This is a genomic window from Pseudactinotalea terrae, from assembly GCF_009733845.1.
GTDB classification, from domain to species: domain Bacteria; phylum Actinomycetota; class Actinomycetes; order Actinomycetales; family Beutenbergiaceae; genus Pseudactinotalea; species Pseudactinotalea terrae.
Genome location: NZ_WNXZ01000006.1, coordinates 105,861 through 122,600, shown reverse-complemented (window position 1 = coordinate 122,600; position 16,740 = coordinate 105,861). Strand labels below are relative to the sequence as shown.

At 66.0% G+C, this 16,740-nt stretch carries 13 protein-coding genes; 6 read left to right on the top strand and 7 right to left on the bottom strand.

Annotated elements, in window-relative coordinates:
• Positions 1–3: 3 nt before the first annotated feature.
• Positions 4–1,020, top strand: coding sequence for an alcohol dehydrogenase catalytic domain-containing protein (locus GPA03_RS17590; RefSeq protein ID WP_156253361.1), 1,017 nt, complete (start codon positions 4–6; stop codon positions 1,018–1,020).
• Positions 1,021–1,102: 82 nt separating this feature from the next.
• On the opposite strand, the gene GPA03_RS17585 is transcribed toward GPA03_RS17590, so the two are convergent.
• Positions 1,103–1,882, bottom strand: coding sequence for a phytanoyl-CoA dioxygenase family protein (locus GPA03_RS17585; protein ID WP_162458416.1), 780 nt, complete (start codon positions 1,880–1,882; stop codon positions 1,103–1,105).
• A 206-nt stretch (positions 1,883–2,088) separates the two neighbouring features.
• Here GPA03_RS17585 and GPA03_RS17580 point away from each other — a divergent pair, with 206 nt between their 5' ends.
• Positions 2,089–2,946, top strand: a complete 858-nt coding sequence (locus GPA03_RS17580) for an AraC family transcriptional regulator (RefSeq protein WP_156253359.1) — start codon at positions 2,089–2,091, stop codon at positions 2,944–2,946.
• Positions 2,947–3,098: 152 nt separating this feature from the next.
• Here GPA03_RS17580 and GPA03_RS17575 read toward each other — a convergent pair whose 3' ends face one another.
• Genes GPA03_RS17575 through GPA03_RS17565 form a run of 3 tightly spaced genes read right to left on the bottom strand, consistent with a single transcriptional unit; the run spans position 3,099 to position 9,208 of the window.
• Entirely contained in the window at positions 3,099–4,145 is a 1,047-nt protein-coding gene (locus GPA03_RS17575) for a hydroxyacid dehydrogenase (protein ID WP_241681365.1), read from the bottom strand.
• Positions 4,146–4,187: 42 nt separating this feature from the next.
• On the bottom strand, positions 4,188–5,819 hold the full coding sequence (locus GPA03_RS17570; RefSeq protein ID WP_162458415.1) for an extracellular solute-binding protein: 1,632 nt from the start codon (positions 5,817–5,819) through the stop codon (positions 4,188–4,190).
• Between the two features lie 50 nt (positions 5,820–5,869).
• Entirely contained in the window at positions 5,870–9,208 is a 3,339-nt protein-coding gene (locus GPA03_RS17565) for a CBM96 family carbohydrate-binding protein (RefSeq protein ID WP_156253357.1), read from the bottom strand.
• A 107-nt stretch (positions 9,209–9,315) separates the two neighbouring features.
• Here GPA03_RS17565 and GPA03_RS17560 point away from each other — a divergent pair, with 107 nt between their 5' ends.
• The 4 genes from GPA03_RS17560 to GPA03_RS17545 all read left to right on the top strand — a co-directional run bounded on the left by GPA03_RS17560 (position 9,316) and on the right by GPA03_RS17545 (position 14,278).
• A complete protein-coding gene (locus GPA03_RS17560; protein ID WP_156253356.1) occupies positions 9,316–10,509 on the top strand; it encodes a LacI family DNA-binding transcriptional regulator in 1,194 nt (397 codons plus the stop codon).
• Positions 10,510–10,898: 389 nt separating this feature from the next.
• Complete coding sequence (locus tag GPA03_RS17555; protein WP_241681364.1) at positions 10,899–11,732, top strand: ABC transporter permease; 834 nt, start codon at positions 10,899–10,901, stop codon at positions 11,730–11,732.
• A complete protein-coding gene (locus GPA03_RS17550; RefSeq protein WP_156253354.1) occupies positions 11,729–12,670 on the top strand; it encodes an ABC transporter permease subunit in 942 nt (313 codons plus the stop codon). Before GPA03_RS17555 ends, GPA03_RS17550 begins: the two co-directional genes overlap by 4 nt.
• Positions 12,671–12,823: 153 nt before the next feature.
• The gene (locus tag GPA03_RS17545) at positions 12,824–14,278 is read left to right on the top strand and encodes an L-fucose/L-arabinose isomerase family protein (RefSeq protein ID WP_156253353.1); all 1,455 of its coding nucleotides are present in this window, start codon (positions 12,824–12,826) and stop codon (positions 14,276–14,278) included.
• Between the two features lie 59 nt (positions 14,279–14,337).
• Here GPA03_RS17545 and GPA03_RS17540 read toward each other — a convergent pair whose 3' ends face one another.
• The 3 genes from GPA03_RS17540 to GPA03_RS17530 are packed head-to-tail and all read right to left on the bottom strand — an operon-like array spanning position 14,338 to position 16,732.
• Positions 14,338–14,661, bottom strand: coding sequence for an L-rhamnose mutarotase (locus tag GPA03_RS17540; RefSeq protein WP_156253352.1), 324 nt, complete (start codon positions 14,659–14,661; stop codon positions 14,338–14,340).
• Positions 14,658–15,416: an SDR family NAD(P)-dependent oxidoreductase gene (locus tag GPA03_RS17535; RefSeq protein WP_156253351.1), complete on the bottom strand. Its 759-nt coding sequence runs from the start codon at positions 15,414–15,416 to the stop codon at positions 14,658–14,660. The genes GPA03_RS17540 and GPA03_RS17535 overlap by 4 nt, the downstream gene beginning before the upstream one ends.
• The gene (locus GPA03_RS17530) at positions 15,416–16,732 is read right to left on the bottom strand and encodes an enolase C-terminal domain-like protein (RefSeq protein WP_241681363.1); all 1,317 of its coding nucleotides are present in this window, start codon (positions 16,730–16,732) and stop codon (positions 15,416–15,418) included. Before GPA03_RS17530 ends, GPA03_RS17535 begins: the two co-directional genes overlap by 1 nt.
• Positions 16,733–16,740: the final 8 nt, after the last annotated feature.

Genomic DNA, 16,740 nt, shown 5'->3' with positions numbered 1-16,740 from the left:
ATCATGAAAAGCATCGTCATCCGCGAACCGTTCGCCGTAGAGGTCGCAGACGGGCCGACGCCGGTCCTGAAGCCGGGGTACGCCCTGCTCCGGCTCACCTACGGCGGGATCTGCGGCAGCGATCTGGCCGCCTACCGCGGCACATCCGCCTACGTCAGTTACCCGCGCGTCATCGGGCACGAGCTCGCTGCGGAGGTGATGGAGGTGGAGGACAGCCACGGGTTGACTTCCGGCACCCCTGTGACGATGCTGCCCTACTTCGCGTGCGGCCGCTGTGTGGCGTGTCTGCGCCGTCACCCCAACGCCTGCCGGCGCAACGAGACGATGGGCGTCCAGCGCGAAGGCGGGTTCAGCGAGCTCATCGCGATGCCGGCCGCACGCGTCTACGACGGCGGCGGCATCGACCCGCGGGCCCTGGCACTGATCGAACCGTTCTCGATCAGCTACCACGGTGTTGCCAAGGCACGAGTGACGGAAGACGACCGGGTCCTCGTGATCGGTGCGGGCGCTATCGGGATCCTGGCCGCGGTCGCGGCCCGCAGCTGGGGCGCGCGGGCGTGGATCGCCGACGTGTCTGCGGTCAAGGTGGAGCGCGCGGTCTCCAGGTTCGGTCTTGACGGCGGCCTCGTCGTCGCCGATCCTGCCGACCTGCGTGGCGAGGTCGCCGACATCACGGACGGAGAGGGATTCGACGTCACGGTCGAGGCGGCAGGATCCCCGGCGGCGTTCCTCACCTGTGTGCAGGCCGCCGCGAGCCTCGGCAGGGTGGTGGTCATTGGGGTCTCGACCCAGACCGCCGAGTTCAACGCGACGGACCTTCAGCGCAAGGAACTTAGCGTCATGGGTTCACGCGGTGCCACGGCAGCAGACTTCGGCGAGACCCTTCGGTTGGTGCGAGAGGGCTTCGTCGACCTGACCGCCCTGATCTCACGCGAGCACTCGGCCGAGATGGCTCCTGCCGCCCTCGCCGAGCTCGATCAGGACGCAGGCACCGTGACCAAGACGTTGCTCAGGTTCTGAAGCACGATCTGCCGGCGCAATGGTCAGCGACCTGCGCACCGCCGGATCATGACTCCCTGACCAAACTTGGGCCAGACGACGCTCAGCAGGTCACGTCCTTGCCTTCGTCGCCGAAGATGTCCAGGCGCCGCTGGTCGGACACCCCCGGGACCCCCTGTGGAACGTAATGGAGCTGGATAGCTCGTCGCCGCTTCTCGGTTCGGTTAGCGGGTGTGCCGTGGTGCAGCAGCCCGTGGAAGAACAAGGCACCCCCCGGCTGGAGCGGCACCACCGTGTCGCCGTCTGCGTCGACGTCACCATCACAGATCTGGAAGTCGCGCCGCCGGAAGTGAACCACCGGACCACGCCGGTGCGACCCCGGGACGACGTGCATGCATCCGTTGGCCATGGTGGCCGCATCGAGGGCGATCCACACACCGACGATCGGCGTGCCGGGCTCGAAAGCGAAGAAGGCGTTGTCTTGGTGCCAGGGCTTCTCACGACCACCCCCGGGAGGTTTCAACAAGGCCATGTCCTGAAGAAGACTCACGTCGTCGGATCCGCACAGCTGCCGCACCACGGTCAGGATGCGCGGGTCGCGAGCCAGCGCTTCTAGGCGCGCGCTCTCGGTGACGAAGTGCATGAACTTGCGGACGGCGTCCATTCGGGCCGCCCCGGAGAGGCCCGAAAGACGGTCGACCGCCCACGACTCGTAGTCCACCAGTGCACGACCTGGGTGCTCGAGCACCTGAGCCAGCGCTGCCAGCACCTCCTCGACATCGGCCTCGTCCAGAAGTCCTTCGACTGCGACGAAGCCGTCAACAGCGAATCTCCGCTCGTGCTCGAGACTGAACGCGATCCCCGCGGGAAGGACGTCGGCCACCCTGTCGTCGCGGTAGAGATCACTCGGGTAGTCGCCAGCTCGCTCCCGGTCGACCCGGGTGCCTGTCATCGCCATCATCGCTCCTTACGTCTGTGCTGTCCCGATCGAATCTAGGCGGCCGCAGCCCGCAGGACCATGCACCGAACACCACGTCGATTTGCACTGAGGCAACGATACATACCTCGTGAGGCGGTAGCCTGGACTCGATGATCGTCCCCGCTGTGCACGCCGATGCGTTCGCCGCGCTCCTCACCGCGCACCCTCCTGAGTTGTCGGGCTCGCACGGTGCCGTGACTTGCGAACCTGGCTGGTCATGGCGCTTCTCCGGCAGCCGCGACTTCGACGTGTGGGCCGTGACTGCCGGACACGGCGAGGTCGTCCTCGACGACGAGCACGCGGCGCTGTCCCCCGGTACGGTGCTGCTGTTGCGACCAGGTTCATCGGGCGCGGCTGAGCAGGATCCGGCCGATCGCCTCTCGGTCTTGTACTGCCACTTCAGATTCGGATCTGCCTCGACCCCGGAGCAGACGAGCAGCCTGACCGCAGAGCAACTCGCCGTGCCGGTTCGGGTGAGCCAGCTGGATCGCGATCACCGGGCGATCGCGCACCTCCGTGCGCTGGTGGACCTGACCGACGAGGCCGGCCACCTGGCACACGTCCATCGATCAGTGCTGCTTCAGCTGGTCCTGATGGAGCTCTGGCGGGCCGCACCGAGCTCCACGGATGCACTCGACACTCGGATCGCCAGGGTCATGATGGCTGTCCGGAGCGAACCCGGACGCAGGTGGAGCCTGGCGGAGGCTGCTGCGCTCGCACACCTCTCGCGCCCGCACTTCAGCCGGCTGTTCACTTCCGTGGAAGGTCGAAGCTTTCGCACCTTCTGCCTCGACGTGCGGCTCGGACGAGCCCATCAACTGCTGTCGGAGAGCCCGATGTCGGTGACCGAGGTAGCGAGGGCACTCGGCTACCCCGACGTCTACCTCTTCAGCCGGCAGGTGCGTGCCCACCTCGGCGCAGCGCCTTCGACGATCCAACGTGTGAGCCGAAACCGTGCCAATGCCTGAAGCCGTGGTGTGTCGGTATCGGTTTGCACCGATCTGCTTCCACACGCACATGCTCGACACTGCCGCCACACGAGCGCGCTCACGGCGGGAAGCTCGCCGCGGATGGGCACTGCTCTCACCTGTCGAGGCCGCACCGAAAGGACTCCTCGCCGTCAGGCGCTCACGGCTGCCTCGTCACGATTCACCCGCCGAGCCAAGGGCAGTCCCAGTGCCAGTCGTTCCAACTCATCGAGCGCGCCGTCAGCCATGCGCCGGGCCTCCCCCCCGAGAGAACCGGAGATGTGGGGTGTGAGCATCACGTTCGGCAGCTGGTACAGGAGTGAGGAAGCCGGCAGCGGCTCGGGGTCGGTGACGTCCAGGATCGCGTGCAGCCGGCCGGAAGCGCAGGCTTGCTCTAGCGCGGTGGTGTCGACCAGCGATCCTCGGGCGGTGTTGATCACGGTGGCGTGATCCGCGAGAGCGTCGAGCTGTTCGGCACCGATCATGTGGTGCGTCGTCGGTAGCTGCGGCGCGTGGATCGACAGGACCTGCACCCTCGGGAGCATCTCGTCGAGGTCGATCAGGGTGGCGCCTTCCGCAGCCACCTCCGCCGGATCAGCGTAGGGATCCGAGACGAGACAGGTCACGTCGTGCAATTGGCGTACCAGCTGAGCGACCCGCCGCCCAACTCGGGAGAATCCGATCAATCCGACGGTCAAACCCACGTTGCCCAGCGAACCTCGAGCTGCTCGATACGACCAGTCCTCCCGGTGATGCCGGGCGTCCATGGCCAGGAAGGGCGCTTTCTTGCCGGCAAGGACGATAGCGGCGAAAGTGAATTCCGCCACCGGTTCGGCGTTGAGATCCGCACTGGTGGAGACGGCGATCCCACGGTCCCACAGCTCCTCGCTCACCACCTCGCGCACGCTCCCCGCACAGTGGAGGACGGTCGACAGCCGCGGCATCCGATCCAACGCTCTGCCGTCCAGCTTCGGTGCGCCCCAACCCGTCAGCAAGACGTCCAGCTCGGCCAGGTGGTCGATTATCCGAGGGTCGTCCAAGGATGTCACCCACTCCGGGTCAGGCAGGCAGGCCAATGCGCGCAACCTCTTCTGCAGCGACGCATCGAACTGCTCCGCCCAAGCACGCGGACCCATCAGGGCTACCGCCTTCAACTCGAGGGTCCCTCGCCCCGCAAAGCCGACCTCGTCCTTCAGCACCTCTGTCCTCCTGTCGTCGCGATGGATCGGCATGGCAAAGGATCACTGGTTCTGCAGCTGCTCCTCGTACTCTTCGCGCATCGCGTCCCCGGCCTCCGACCGCCAGGTCGTGATCAGCTGGTCCAGATCGCTGAACGGACGGCGTCCCAGGATGATGGCGTTGACGCCGTCGGAGAACGTGCGTTCGGCCGACGATCCTTGGCTGACATCGGTGTTGGAGAACAGCCCGAGAACGGGATTGTCCACCTTGTCGGCTAGGGCGTCGGTCTGGTACGCGTGCTGCACCTCCACATCCTCGGCCCGCCCCGGCTCGTAGAGGACAGGTGACCCCGAAGCCAGATAGCCGACGGGCAAACCGGTGTTGACCCGACCCTGTTCGGTCAGGATGGGATTGCCGTCCTCCACGGTGTGGTCGACGCCCTCTTCACCGAACTCACGGTAGAGGTACTCCTGGGTGCCGAACGGCGCCGCCAACCAGTTGAGGACACGAAGGATGGAGCGTGTCCGCTCCGGATCGTCCTGCTTGCGGATGGCAGCCAGCGGGCTCGGGTTGAACGACGGAGGCCCGGTGTGCCATGCGGCGGCACCGTCACCGTCACGCTGGGGAAGGGGCATCAAGCCCAGCTCGAAGTCAGGGGAGGTGGCACCACGGATGTAGCCGGACCAGCCGACGTATCCGTCGAACTGGATGGCCACCGTGCCGGCGTCGAAGTACTCCTTGAACGGGAACTGCCCGCTGAATCCATCCGGGTGGATCACGCCTGCCTTCCAGAGCGTGATCATGTCGTCGATGACCTGCTTGTACTGCTCGCTCTCGTTGACGTGTGTGAGTCGACCACCCTCCTGCGCCCAGACGTTCGGGGTTCCGCCGATCACCCGGAGCATGGCCAGCAGCTGTCCGCTCAGACCGAACGCCCAACGCCGCTGCGCCGGGTCCGTCAACGCCTTTGCCGTCTCCAGCAGCTCATCGAAGCTTCCAGGCTCAGCCGACACACCAGCGGCATCGAAGATGTCCTGGCGGATGTAGGGATAGAAGCGGATCGCTCCCCGTGGCACCGGCAACCCGAAGATCTTGCCGTTGAAGACGGTGGACTGCCACGAGGCAGTGGGAATCGCAGCCAGGTTGGGGTAATCCTGCACGGCGTCACCTGACAGGAACTCGTCCAGTGGCGTGAAGCGGGCCTCGAGGAGCTCGGGGAAGTCGGGCCCCACGACCATCGACACGATGTCCGGGAGTTCGTTCCCGGCGATAGTGGTGGCGAACCTCTGTCCGTAGTCGGCGTCAGGAACCATCTGCAGGTCCAGACTGGCACCTAGCTGCTCCTGGAGACCAGCCCAGTAGCTGTTGCTGCCCGGTCCCGGGGGCAGGGCCGAGTAGATGCGGGTCATGGCGGTGATGGTCGAGCCGTCGCCCGGCACATCGGGTACCGAGACCGGCCGCTCGGCGGGGAAGTCGAAGAAGCCGCGAAGGACGCCGTTCTCGTTCTCCGGGAGATCGGGTTGCAGTCCTTGATAGGGCGTAAAGGTAGGCAGGGTCACGCCGGCGTTGGTCTGCGGGTCATTCTGCTGGGTCGCGGTTGCTCCACAGCCGGCGAGTCCTCCCGCGGCGAGGGCGGCGACACCGATCCCCATACCGGTCAGGAGAGTGCGGCGATTGAGGGTCTGATCAGGCATGACACTCCTTGTCATTGGAAGAAGGAACTGCGATGGGGGTACGAGGTCACTCAGGTGAGCTGCACTCGCAGGTAGGGAGGGTGCTCAGATTCCCGACTGCCGATCACCGTTGCCAACCCTGAGCGGCCGGCGGGAACATCCTGGGTCAGGGCGAGCGTGACCTCTTGACCATCAACGACCTGGTCAGCGACCGTTGCGGTGATGTCGACCTCGCGCCAGGCCCAGTCGTCATCGACGCTCACCGAGGCGAACATCGAGCCCAACGGTGGTCGCGTGTCCCACGTCGTGGTCTCCTCGTCGAAGGAGCCCTCGACCGAGGCCACGTGTAGGTTCTCCCGGGTACCGGCCGAGTCACGGACCCTGCAGTAGATGTTGAGGACGACCGACTCGATGGTGTCCGGTACGACGACCGGGTGGAATCGCAGGAAGGCCAGCCGGCTGAATCCGGTGCTAGCAGATGCCTTCACGAGCAGCTCGCTCAGTGAGCCGTAGTTGGTGTCGGACTTGCCGCCGTCATTGACATAGGTATCCGCCGCAACCTCGATCCGAGGTCGGCGCGGATCACTGACGACCACGGTGGTCCGCGCGTGGAGAAGGCGCCAGTCATCGGTCACCACGAACGCTGCGACGTCCGCGGTGCCCTCGCCCCGACCCGTGATCAAGCCATCCTCTCCCACAGTGACGATGTCCGGCTCACGTGCCACGAACCCGACCTGGAGGTTCTCGACGCTGGCGGTCCCACCGTCGCTCGATATGGCTGTCAGGACCGCCTGGTTCGTCTCACCGATGAGGACCGGCGAGGAAGACAGGGCGAGAGCTGCGAGGTAGGGCTCGACCTCGGGCATCGGCACGTCGCGGCCGTCGATGACGACCTCGATGATCGAGTTCCAGTCACTGGCTTCGTTGCCGTGTCCCACGATTCGCAGAAAACGCGCCGTGGAGGCCTCGAAGGTGACCGGCTCCAGCTCCGCTGTGGTTCCAGAACTGGCCCCGGAGAACACCCTGCGCCACGATGTCTCACCCTCCGACGCCACTTCGATGTCGAAGAAGGCACGCCGCTTGTCCCCGCTGTACCAAGCAATGTCGACCTGGTGGACCGGCCCGTCGGTTCCGAGGTCGTACCCGACCCACTCGCCGTCACCCTGGGCAGACCAACGCGTCGTCAGATCGCCGTCGACTGTGTTAGCGGGAGGGTTCCCGTCGTGAGTGCTGGCGATGACCGTAGTCGGGAACGTACCTGGGCCGACCGCACGGACCGGCCAGATCTGGTAGCTACCAGGTCGGGCCCCGGGTGCGAAGGCGTCCACACGGATCGAACCGTCGCTGCCGGGACGATGCACGACCACCTTCCCCGCCGGGTCCGCCGGCGCGGCCTCCACGACGACGTCGGTGGGCAGCTCGAGGTCGTAGCTGTAGCTACGCCTGTCGAACCCTGGGAGGACCTCGCCATCCAGCGTGATCGCGGAGACCTGGGCCACCCGCTCCGGACCGGTGTCCCACCGATCTAGCGGCATCGGCGCGGCGACGGGCGGCACTCGCTCGCCCGCGTGGAGTGGCGTGAACTGCACGGCCAGCCGCACGTCGGTCACGTCCTGCAAGCGGATCGCCAACTTGCGGATCCCCTGGACCGGCGCCTGCTCTGTGGGGTCAGGCGAGAACCACAGCGGCCGGGCCTCGGCAAGGTAGAACACGGCCGGCCGGGGCTCGACGATGCGTGCCACCAACGACGCCCCGGGCCGGACGAGGGTGGCGCTGCGACCGTCTTCGGCGATGGTGACCTCAGCCGTGGTGTGCATGAACCACCACACCTCCGACGGTTCTGTGGTGACGAACTCGTCCTGGACCACCATCTGGCGCCGGTCGTCGTACAGTCGCCAGCCCCGGCGCCAGGAATCGACGTCGGCGCTGGCCGCAGTGAGGTCGGCGATGGCGTACGCCGCCGTCGGACCTGATTCCCGCGCGATCACCGTTCCCACCGCATCGAGGGACTGATCGTGTGGACCGCCTGGATTGAAGACCAACGTGTTCTGGCCCTCCGCCCGCTTGCGGTAATAGGTCCACCGCGGGCCTGCGTAGTCGAAGTAGCCCGGCAGGCCGTAGTCGTCGGCTCCGAGCTCTACGGCCCACCGCTGTGCCAGCGCGTCCAGGACGAAGCTTCCCAGGTCCAGGTCGCCGTGCTTGGTCGCGTTGTCCCCGCCCTTGCCGGCGACGAAGACAGCACCGCTGCTCTCCCATGCGCTGCGCATGGAGACCACCTCAGAGTGCCTGAAGTAGCCTTCCAGGGGCAGGCTCGCCTCGACGGGGCTGCGGCTGAGTTCGGGCTGGTACCAGAGCAGCGCCGCCGGGGCGTTGTCGGCCTGGTTCATGAGGTCGGTGCTCTGCGCGCCCCACCAGCCGAAGACCGGGTTGTCGTAGGTCCGCGCGAGCCAGAACATCTCGGGTGGTCGGGGCGCTGCCGTCCCGCCGTCGTAATAGTTGAAGCTGTTCCCGGTGGGTCCGGTGAGGTGGATCGGGAACAGACCCGTCGAGTCCAGGCCCGGTGACTGGACCAACCCTCGGTCATCCTCGGTCGCTGTGGTCAGCGCCTCGATCAGCAGCACCAGGTACATGGTGGCGTACTCCCAGTAGGAGCCCACTCCTTCTGGATAGCCTCCGTCAGGACCGTACTCCTCGACCGCTCTCGGCAGAGATCGCAACGCGAGGTCCAGCACGGTGTGAGCGTGATCGGGCTGGGCATCGGCCACGGCCAGTGCGCCGACGATCAGCCCTCCGTTGCACACGATGTTCCAGTTGTTGGTGTTCTCCGGCCAGCCGAGGCCAGCACCCGTACCGTTGCCTTCATGGGCCGCGATCCCAGGCAGCAGCCCGTGCCGCACGATGGCTTCTTCCATGATGGTCCGCTGCGATGGGGACCAGACCTCGTAGAGCCAGTCGTACCCCACCGCGACCGCATGGAGCATCTCTGCGGTATCCAGGAAGTGGCGGGCGTGGTTCCAGTTCGGGAAGGCGCACACCGCTTCCAGCTCCTCCCACATGCGCTGGGCGTAATCGCCCCCGCCTTCGACGCCGTGGGCGAACCCGAGTGAGTAGACCCGCCGCAGGGTCTGGCGACTGGTACTGAGCAGCCTCAGACCATCCGGGATCTCGTAGGTCCCCACCGGCTCTCGCATGATCCTGTCGGCGCCGGTCTTGATATCGGCGTACCACCGTGCGGCGGTCTCGTCACGCGAGACGAGTTCCTTGACGGGGTCGAAGCTGTGAAGGAGCAACCGTGGATGGGGGGCCAGGGCTGGCTGGGCCGCTGCGTTCGTAGCCGAAAGGGTGAAGTGCGCATAGGCCGCCATAAGGGCGGCGGCGCCGCTGCCGGCCAGGAAGGTTCGCCGTCGCATGTGCTCCTCGTCTCGTCGTTGGGACGGGATTCATACAACCAAGTCGGTTCTGTCGAAGCGAGCAGTCCGGACTTTGTTGGACATTTCACCGCATAGGCTGCGGGCTCATGGAGAAGATGCTGGCTCGTGAGCGACGTGAGCAACTGGCACGCAGAGTCGATTCGCTCGGTTCGGTTCGTACCTCGGCTGTCGCGAGCGAGTTGCAGGTGAGTCTGAAGACGGTCCAGAGGGACCTGCAGGTTCTGGCTGAGCGCGGACGGGTGGTGTGCGTGCACGGCGGCGCGGTGAGCCCACACCGTGTCCGGGTGCCGACGCCCGCAGCTCCAGAGGTCCGCACGCTGCGGCTAGGTCTGATCCTGCCGAATGACGACTGCTACTACAACGAGGTGCTCAAGGGCGTCGAGGAGGCTGCTGCATTGGTCAACGCCACCGTCGTGGTCGGCATGCACGGGTACTCCGACGACGTGGAAGAGACCCTCCTGCGCAGGCTGAGCGCACTCGAGCTAGACGGGATACTGATCACGAACCAGCAGTCTCACCGTGGCTACGCAACCCTGATGGGAGTGCAGACACCCATCGTGCTGATCGAACGCCCCATCTTTCCCCACCGGATGCTCGATGGATCAGACCCCATCCTGAGTGACGTTGATCGGGTCTACTCCGACCACTACGCGGGAGCCCTCCTCGGCCTCGATCACCTGTTCGGCCTCGGACACCGCTCGGTGCACTTTCTGATGAAGCAAACCCCTACCGCGATCGGACTTCTGCGAGGAGTACGAGACACACAGGAGGCGGACCAGTCCCCCTCGGACGCGCCTCGCTGGGGTCGGGTCCACGTCCACGATCTCGGACCCCCCACACCACCGATCCCTGAGGAGTTGATCGCCACGACGATGGCCGCCATGGGCGAGGACCTCTACAGCGGGGAGGCGACCGCCTTGTTCGTCCACTCAGACCTCGAGGCGGGCATGCTGCACACAGCACTGACCCAACGGGGTTTTGACGTGCCTGGCACGATTTCCTTGCTCTCCTACGATGACGTGCTCACCCCCGACGAGCTTCTGCCCCTCAGTGCCGTCTCACCACGGCGACGATGGATCGGGCGCATGGCCTGCGAGACGTTGGTCAACCGACTGCGGCGAGACGCCGGACCAGCCCGGGGCTCGCGGCCCGTCAATCACGTCACGCTGATCCCCGAGCTGAGGCTCCGAGGCACCACGGCGCCGCCGCCGTCCGGATCCCTTTCGTCCGAGCGGGTCGAGAGTGGACATTTTACGACACCCGATCTAGGTCCTTTCTGATCCTGCTGACGACCACCTGGAGGCAGCTGTCAAGAGGATGCCGACCGGGAGATTCAGGCCATGGCGGTGTCGCTGCCGGCCAGTGGCAGTCCTCACCGAGCGCGCGGATGGCCCACGTCCAGCGCCGGTCCTTGAGTTACGGTTTCTCCGCCTGAGCGCCCGAGAAAGGGCGCAGCGCTAGAACCTCTCCGACGACGCAAGGGGCCGCACAACTGATGTCCAGACGTGACACTGCGACTTTCGAGCGCAGGCCCTCGCCACGCACAGCGGTTCCGTCAGGGGTCTCAGCGCCAGCCGAGCCCTCGCTGGCGACCCGGCGGAGAACGCGGTGGCGTCGACTGACCCGAGACAAGTTGCTGCTGGGCATCGGTCTTCCAGGCGGGGTCCTCATGATCCTCTTCCAGTGGGTGCCCCTGGCCGGAAACGTGATCGCCTTCCAGGAGTACCGGCCCTACCTGCCGCTCACCGGCCAGACCTGGGTCGGATTCGAGAACTTCGCGTTCATCGTGGATCCGACCTTCCTCAACGCGCTCGAGAACACCCTCGTCCTCACCCTGATCCAGAGCGTCCTCGTCTTCCCGATCCCGCTGGCGCTTGCGCTCGTCCTGAACAGTCTGGCCGGCGAGCAGCTCAAGCGACTCCTGCAGTCGATCTTCTACTTACCCCACTTCCTGTCCTGGGTGATCGTGGTGGCGTTGTTCCAGCAGATGCTGGGTAACGCCGGCATTCTCAATACCTTCCTGCTGCAGAACGACCTCGGTGCGGTCCAGATCGTCGGCGAACCCGATCTGTTCCGCGTCCTGCTAACCAGCCAGGTGATCTGGAAGAGCGCAGGCTGGGGAACCATCATATTTCTGGCCGCTATCAGCAGGATCGATCAGGAGCAGTATGAGGCCGCGGCGGTCGACGGAGCAGGCTCGTGGCGTCGGATGTGGCACATCACGCTACCGTCACTGAAGGGCCTGTTCATCTTGCTCTTCATCCTCCAGCTCGGCGAGAGCCTCACCGTCGGATTCGAGCAGATCATCCTGCAACAGGGTGCCGTTGGCCGTGAAGCCAGCGAGGTGATCGACACCTGGGTTTACAACAACGGCGTGATCGATCAGAACTGGGGCCTGGCCGCTGCGGCGGGCCTCTTCAAGAGCGTCATCGGTGTCTGCCTCGTCATCGGGGCCAACAAGCTTGCCCACGTCTTCGGCGAACGAGGAGTTTACGAGAGATGACGAGCATGCCGACCACACGCGGGTCCTCACCCAGACGCAACCCTGCAGGCCGCTCCAGCCGTCCCGTCTGGATGGAATCACCCAGCCGGTTCGTCCAGGTCGTCAAGTTCGTGGCGTTGGCCGTCTGCGTCGTGCTTGTCCTGCTGCCGTTCTGGGCTGTGATCGCCACCTCACTGGCGGACCAAGCCACGATCAACGCTTCCGGCGGCGGCATGGTTCTGTGGCCAGACGGCTTCAGCTTCGCTGCCTACTCAGCCGTACTCTCCGGCGGCGTCGTCACCCGAGCCCTGACCATCTCCATCCTCATCACGATGGTCGGAACCAGTCTCAGTCTCGCTGCAAGCGCCGGACTCGCCTACTGGCTCTCCCGCCCGGGAGCCTTCGCTGCGCGCCCCGTCCTGCTGCTGCTTCTCGGCGCCATCCTCTTCAGTCCTGGCATCATCCCCAACTACCTGGTCGTCAAAGAACTCGGCCTCCTCGACAGCTATTGGTCGTTGATCCTACCGGTCATGATCAACGCTTTCAACGTGATCGTCATGCGCGCCTTCTTTCAGGAGTTGCCTCGGGAACTCTTCGAGTCCGCAGAGATAGACGGTGCGAATGCTGTCACGGTCCTGGTGCGAATCGTGTTGCCTCTGTCCAAGGCCGTGCTCGCCGTCATCGGCCTCTTCTACGCGGTCGCCTACTGGAACGCCTTCTTCAATGCTTTGCTCTACATCACCTCCAACGACAAGTGGCCGATGTCGCTGGTTCTACGAACCTATGTGGTCAACCAGTCGGCCATCTCCACAGAACAACTCAACGCCGAAGCAGTGCCACCGCAACTGCCGCTACAGATGGCCACGCTGGTCATGGCCATCGTCCCCATCCTCATCGTTTACCCCTTCATCCAGAGGCACTTCGCCAAGGGTGTGCTCATCGGTGCGGTCAAGGGCTGAGACGGGCGCGCAGGAAAGACCATATTCCCGCGCTTCACCACCGACCCGGAACTCACGCCCTGGCACAGGCGGACAGGGTGGGCACCGGTAACGCTGTGATGCACGCGCAGAACCTCGAGTCGCACACGACCAGGACGAAAGGAATCGAAGACGATGAATGACCATCGGACGTCGGGCGGTCCAGACATTGCCGAGCTGCTACTACCGAAGTCGCGTCGCAAGCCGCGGATCGGGCTTGTGGCTGGCGGCTTAGGCACCTACTGGCCGCAATTTCCCGAGCTACTGCCACAACTGCAGGAATCAGCGCGCTACGTTTCTGATCGATTTCAGAACATGGATGCCGACGTGATCGACGCCGGCTTCATCTCCGATGCCCACGACGGCGCGAAGGCAGCCGAGAGGCTACGTGGGGCAGACTGTGATCTGATCGTTCTGTACCTGACGACCTATCTCACTTCATCGATGGTGCTGCCGATCGCGCAGCGCTCCCACGCACCCGTACTGGTGATAGATCTGCAGCCGACGGAAAAGATGGATCATGCCGCTTTCGATACCGGCGCGTGGCTGGCCTACTGCGGGCAGTGCCCGGTGCCCGAGGTGGGTAACGTCTTCCGGCGCGCCGGGATCCCGTTTCGATCAGTCTCGGGATGGCTGCGGCAGGAGTCCGCGTGGCGCCGAATCGGGCGATGGATCAACGCAGCGCACGTGCGGGCAGCACTGCGTCACGCCCGTCACGGCCTGATGGGACACCTCTACCCTGGGATGCTAGACGTCTCCACGGATCTGACGCTGCTATCCACGACCTTTGGATCGCACGTCGAGGTGCTTGAATTCGACGACCTGCGCCAGCGGGTCGAGGCAGTGACCAGCACGGAAGCTGCCGGGCGGATGGATCTGGCCCGCCAGGTCTTCAACATAGACGACTCGGTGATCGACGACGACTTCATCTGGGGTGCGCGCGTGTCAGTCGGCCTCGATCGTCTGGTGCAGGACTTCGAGCTGGATTCGCTGGCCTATTACCATCGCGGCCTCGATGGTGAGCAGCACGAGCGGCTCGCGGCGGGAATGATTCTCGGCGCGTCGTTTCTCACGGCGCGCGGGATCCCCACTACCGGCGAGTACGAGCTGCGGACGACGCTCGCCCAGCTGGTGACGCATGTCGTGGGTGCAGGTGGATCGTTCTGTGAGATCCAGGCGCTGAACTTTGAGGACGGCGTCGTGGAGATGGGACACGACGGCCCGGCTCACTTGGCGGTGTCATCGCGCGAGCCGTTGCTCCGCGGACTTGGTCTCTATCACGGCAAGCGGGGGTGGGGGGTGAGCGTCGAGTTCGATGTGCGGCCGGGACCGGTGACGCTGCTGGGCCTCGGTCAGGACCCGGACGGGTCGCTGGCGTTCGTGGCCTCGGAGGGCACCGTCGTCACGGGCTCGGTCCTCGAGATCGGGAACACCACCAGCCGGGTCGATTTCCAGCGAGACCCGGGGGAATGGGTCGATGACTGGAGTGCTACTGGCGTCGGGCACCACTGGTCATTGTCGCTCGGTCACCGGTCGGACGACTACGAGGCTGCGGCGAGCCTGCTCGGCATCGAGTACCGGAGGGTGTGAAGAGATGGAACACGTGTTCCCACCCGAGGGGAAGCCAGTCGTGGCGCCGAGTTTCGAGGTCAGGGAAGGTGGAAGACCTCGGGGATCGGGTGCCACCACTGGCCGTCGGCGGCCTCGGGGACACGATCCTGCATGGGGTCGGTGACCTTCCACCAGCGCTGCGACTCGGGGTCGGCGGCGATGGCGGCCATGTCGGCCTCGTAGTCCTCCCCCGTGTACTCGAAATAGCTGAACAGCAGGTCGCCGTGCCGGTAGATGCTGTAGTTCGTCACGTGCTGCTGCCGGAGCCGCTCGAGCACGCTCGGCCACACGGCGGAGTGGACCTCCTCGTAGGCCTCCACGTGCTCGGGCCGCACGCGGATCACCTGGGCGACGCGCTTCACGACGAGACCGGCCGCACGCGCAGGGCCTGCATCCCGCCGTCCACCGCCACCGCGGTGCCGACGATCGCGCGTGAGCGGGGAGAGACGAGGTTGGCGACGGCGTAGGCGACCTCGTCGGCCTCGACGAGCCGGCCGGTGGGCTGGCGACCGGCGAGTGCGGCGCGCTCGGCCTCCGGGTCCTCTGCCTTGGACAGCAGACGACCGATCCACGGCGTGCTCACCGTGCCGGGGTTGACGCAGTTGACGCGCACGCCCTCGCGCACGTGGTCGGCGGCCATCGCCTGCGTGAGCGAGAGCACCGCCCCCTTGCTCGCCGAGTACAGCGCACGCTGCGGCAATCCGGCGGTCGCGGCGATCGAGCAGGTGTTGGTGATGCTGGCGTTGTCCGAGCTCCGCAGGTGCGGCAGCGCCGCGCGCGAGACCCGCACCATCCCGACGACGTTGAGGTCGAGCACCTTGTGCCACTCGTCGTCGTCGTTGTCCTCGACAGTGCCCTGGGCACCGATGCCCGCGTTGTTCACCACGGCGTCCAGACCCCCGAGGATCTCGACGGCGGAGCTCACCGCCTGCTCGACGCTCGCGGAGTCGGTGACGTCGCACCGCACGCCCACGAGCGGCTCGGCCACCTCGGGCACGATGTCGAGGCAGACGACCTTCGCGCCGCGGTTCGCGAGCTCGGTCGCGGTGGCGAGCCCGATGCCGCTCGCACCGCCGGTGACGATCGCGCGAACTCCAGCCAGCTCGGGTGTGCTCATCAGTGGGTGTTCTCCTCGTTCTCTTCCGCCCACACGATGCCGTGCGGGAACTCGTGGTCGGCGATCGACGACGCAAGCATCTCAGCACCGCTGCCGGACCGGCTCGGCGCGGCGTACGCGCCGTCCGTGATGCGGACCGGCTCGGTGAAGTGCTCGTGCAGATGATCGACGAACTCCAGGTAGCGGTCCTGCGTGGTACCCGCGAACGCCACGAGGTCGGCCATCGCCAGGTGCTGCACCATCTCGCAGAGCCCTACGCCGCCGGCGTGCGGGCAGACCGGGATGTTGTACCGCGCAGCCAGCAGCAGGACCGCGAGGAGCTCGTTCACGCCGCCCATGCGGGTGGCGTCGAGCTGGAACACGTCGACCGCGCCGGCAGCCATCAGCTGCTTCGCGATCACGCGGTTCTGGCAGTGCTCGCCCGTGGCCACCTTGATCCCGTGGTGCCCGAGCCCGGCCCGGATCGCGGCATGCCCGAGGACGTCGTCGGGCGAGGTGGGCTCCTCGATCCAGTACGGGTTGAACGGTGCCAGTGCCGTCATCCACTCGATCGCGTCGGCCACGTCCCAGCGCTGGTTCGCGTCGACCGAGATCCGGATGTGGGGCCCGACGGCGTTCCTCGCCAGCTCGAGGCGCCGCACGTCGTCGCCGAGGTCGTTGCCCACCTTCAGCTTGATCATGTCGAAACCCTGCTCCACCGCCTCCTTCGAGAGCCGGACGAGCTTGTCGTCGCTGTAGCCGAGCCAACCGGGGGTGGTGGTGTAGGCAGGGAAGCCACGCCCGCGGAGGTCGGCGATGCGCTCCTCCTTGCCCGCCGCACGCTCGGTCAGCAGCGCGAGCGCACCCTCGGGGGTGATCGCGTCGGTGAGGTAGCGGAAGTCGATGCAGGAGACCAGCTCCTCGGGGGTCAGCTCGCCGATCAGCAGCCACAGCGGCTTGTTCGCCTGCCGGGCGAGCAGGTCCCACGCGGCGTCGACCACCCCGCCGATCGCCATGTGCATGACGCCCTTCTCGGGTCCGAGCCAGCGGAGCTGGGAGTCGCCGATCAGCGCACGGGAGAGCTCGTTGACGTCGTCGAGGCCCCCGATCGTGAGGCCCACCACGTGGGTGCGCAGCGCCTCGAGCGCGGCCACCACCACGTCGTTGCCGCGGCCGATCGTGAACACCAGCGAGGCGCCGTGGTGCTCGCCGTCGGTCTCGAGGGTCACGTACGCGGCCGAGTAGTCGGGGTCGGCGTTCATCGCGTCCGACCCGTCGAGGTCGCGCGAGGTGGGGAACCGGACGTCGGCAGATGTCAGGTCGATGATCGTGGGCACGGTCTGTC

Bases quoted from the DNA above. Each gene is read 5' to 3' on its own strand.
- GPA03_RS17590 (WP_156253361.1), top strand. From the start codon at position 4: ATGAAAAGCATCGTCATCCGCGAACCGTTCGCCGTAGAGGTCGCAGAC.
- GPA03_RS17580 (WP_156253359.1), top strand. From the start codon at position 2,089: ATGATCGTCCCCGCTGTGCACGCCGATGCGTTCGCCGCGCTCCTCACC.
- GPA03_RS17570 (WP_162458415.1), bottom strand. From the start codon at position 5,819: ATGCCTGATCAGACCCTCAATCGCCGCACTCTCCTGACCGGTATGGGG.
- GPA03_RS17565 (WP_156253357.1), bottom strand. From the start codon at position 9,208: ATGCGACGGCGAACCTTCCTGGCCGGCAGCGGCGCCGCCGCCCTTATG.
- GPA03_RS17560 (WP_156253356.1), top strand. From the start codon at position 9,316: ATGGAGAAGATGCTGGCTCGTGAGCGACGTGAGCAACTGGCACGCAGA.
- GPA03_RS17555 (WP_241681364.1), top strand. From the start codon at position 10,899: ATGATCCTCTTCCAGTGGGTGCCCCTGGCCGGAAACGTGATCGCCTTC.
- GPA03_RS17550 (WP_156253354.1), top strand. From the start codon at position 11,729: ATGACGAGCATGCCGACCACACGCGGGTCCTCACCCAGACGCAACCCT.
- GPA03_RS17545 (WP_156253353.1), top strand. From the start codon at position 12,824: ATGAATGACCATCGGACGTCGGGCGGTCCAGACATTGCCGAGCTGCTA.
- GPA03_RS17535 (WP_156253351.1), bottom strand. From the start codon at position 15,416: ATGAGCACACCCGAGCTGGCTGGAGTTCGCGCGATCGTCACCGGCGGT.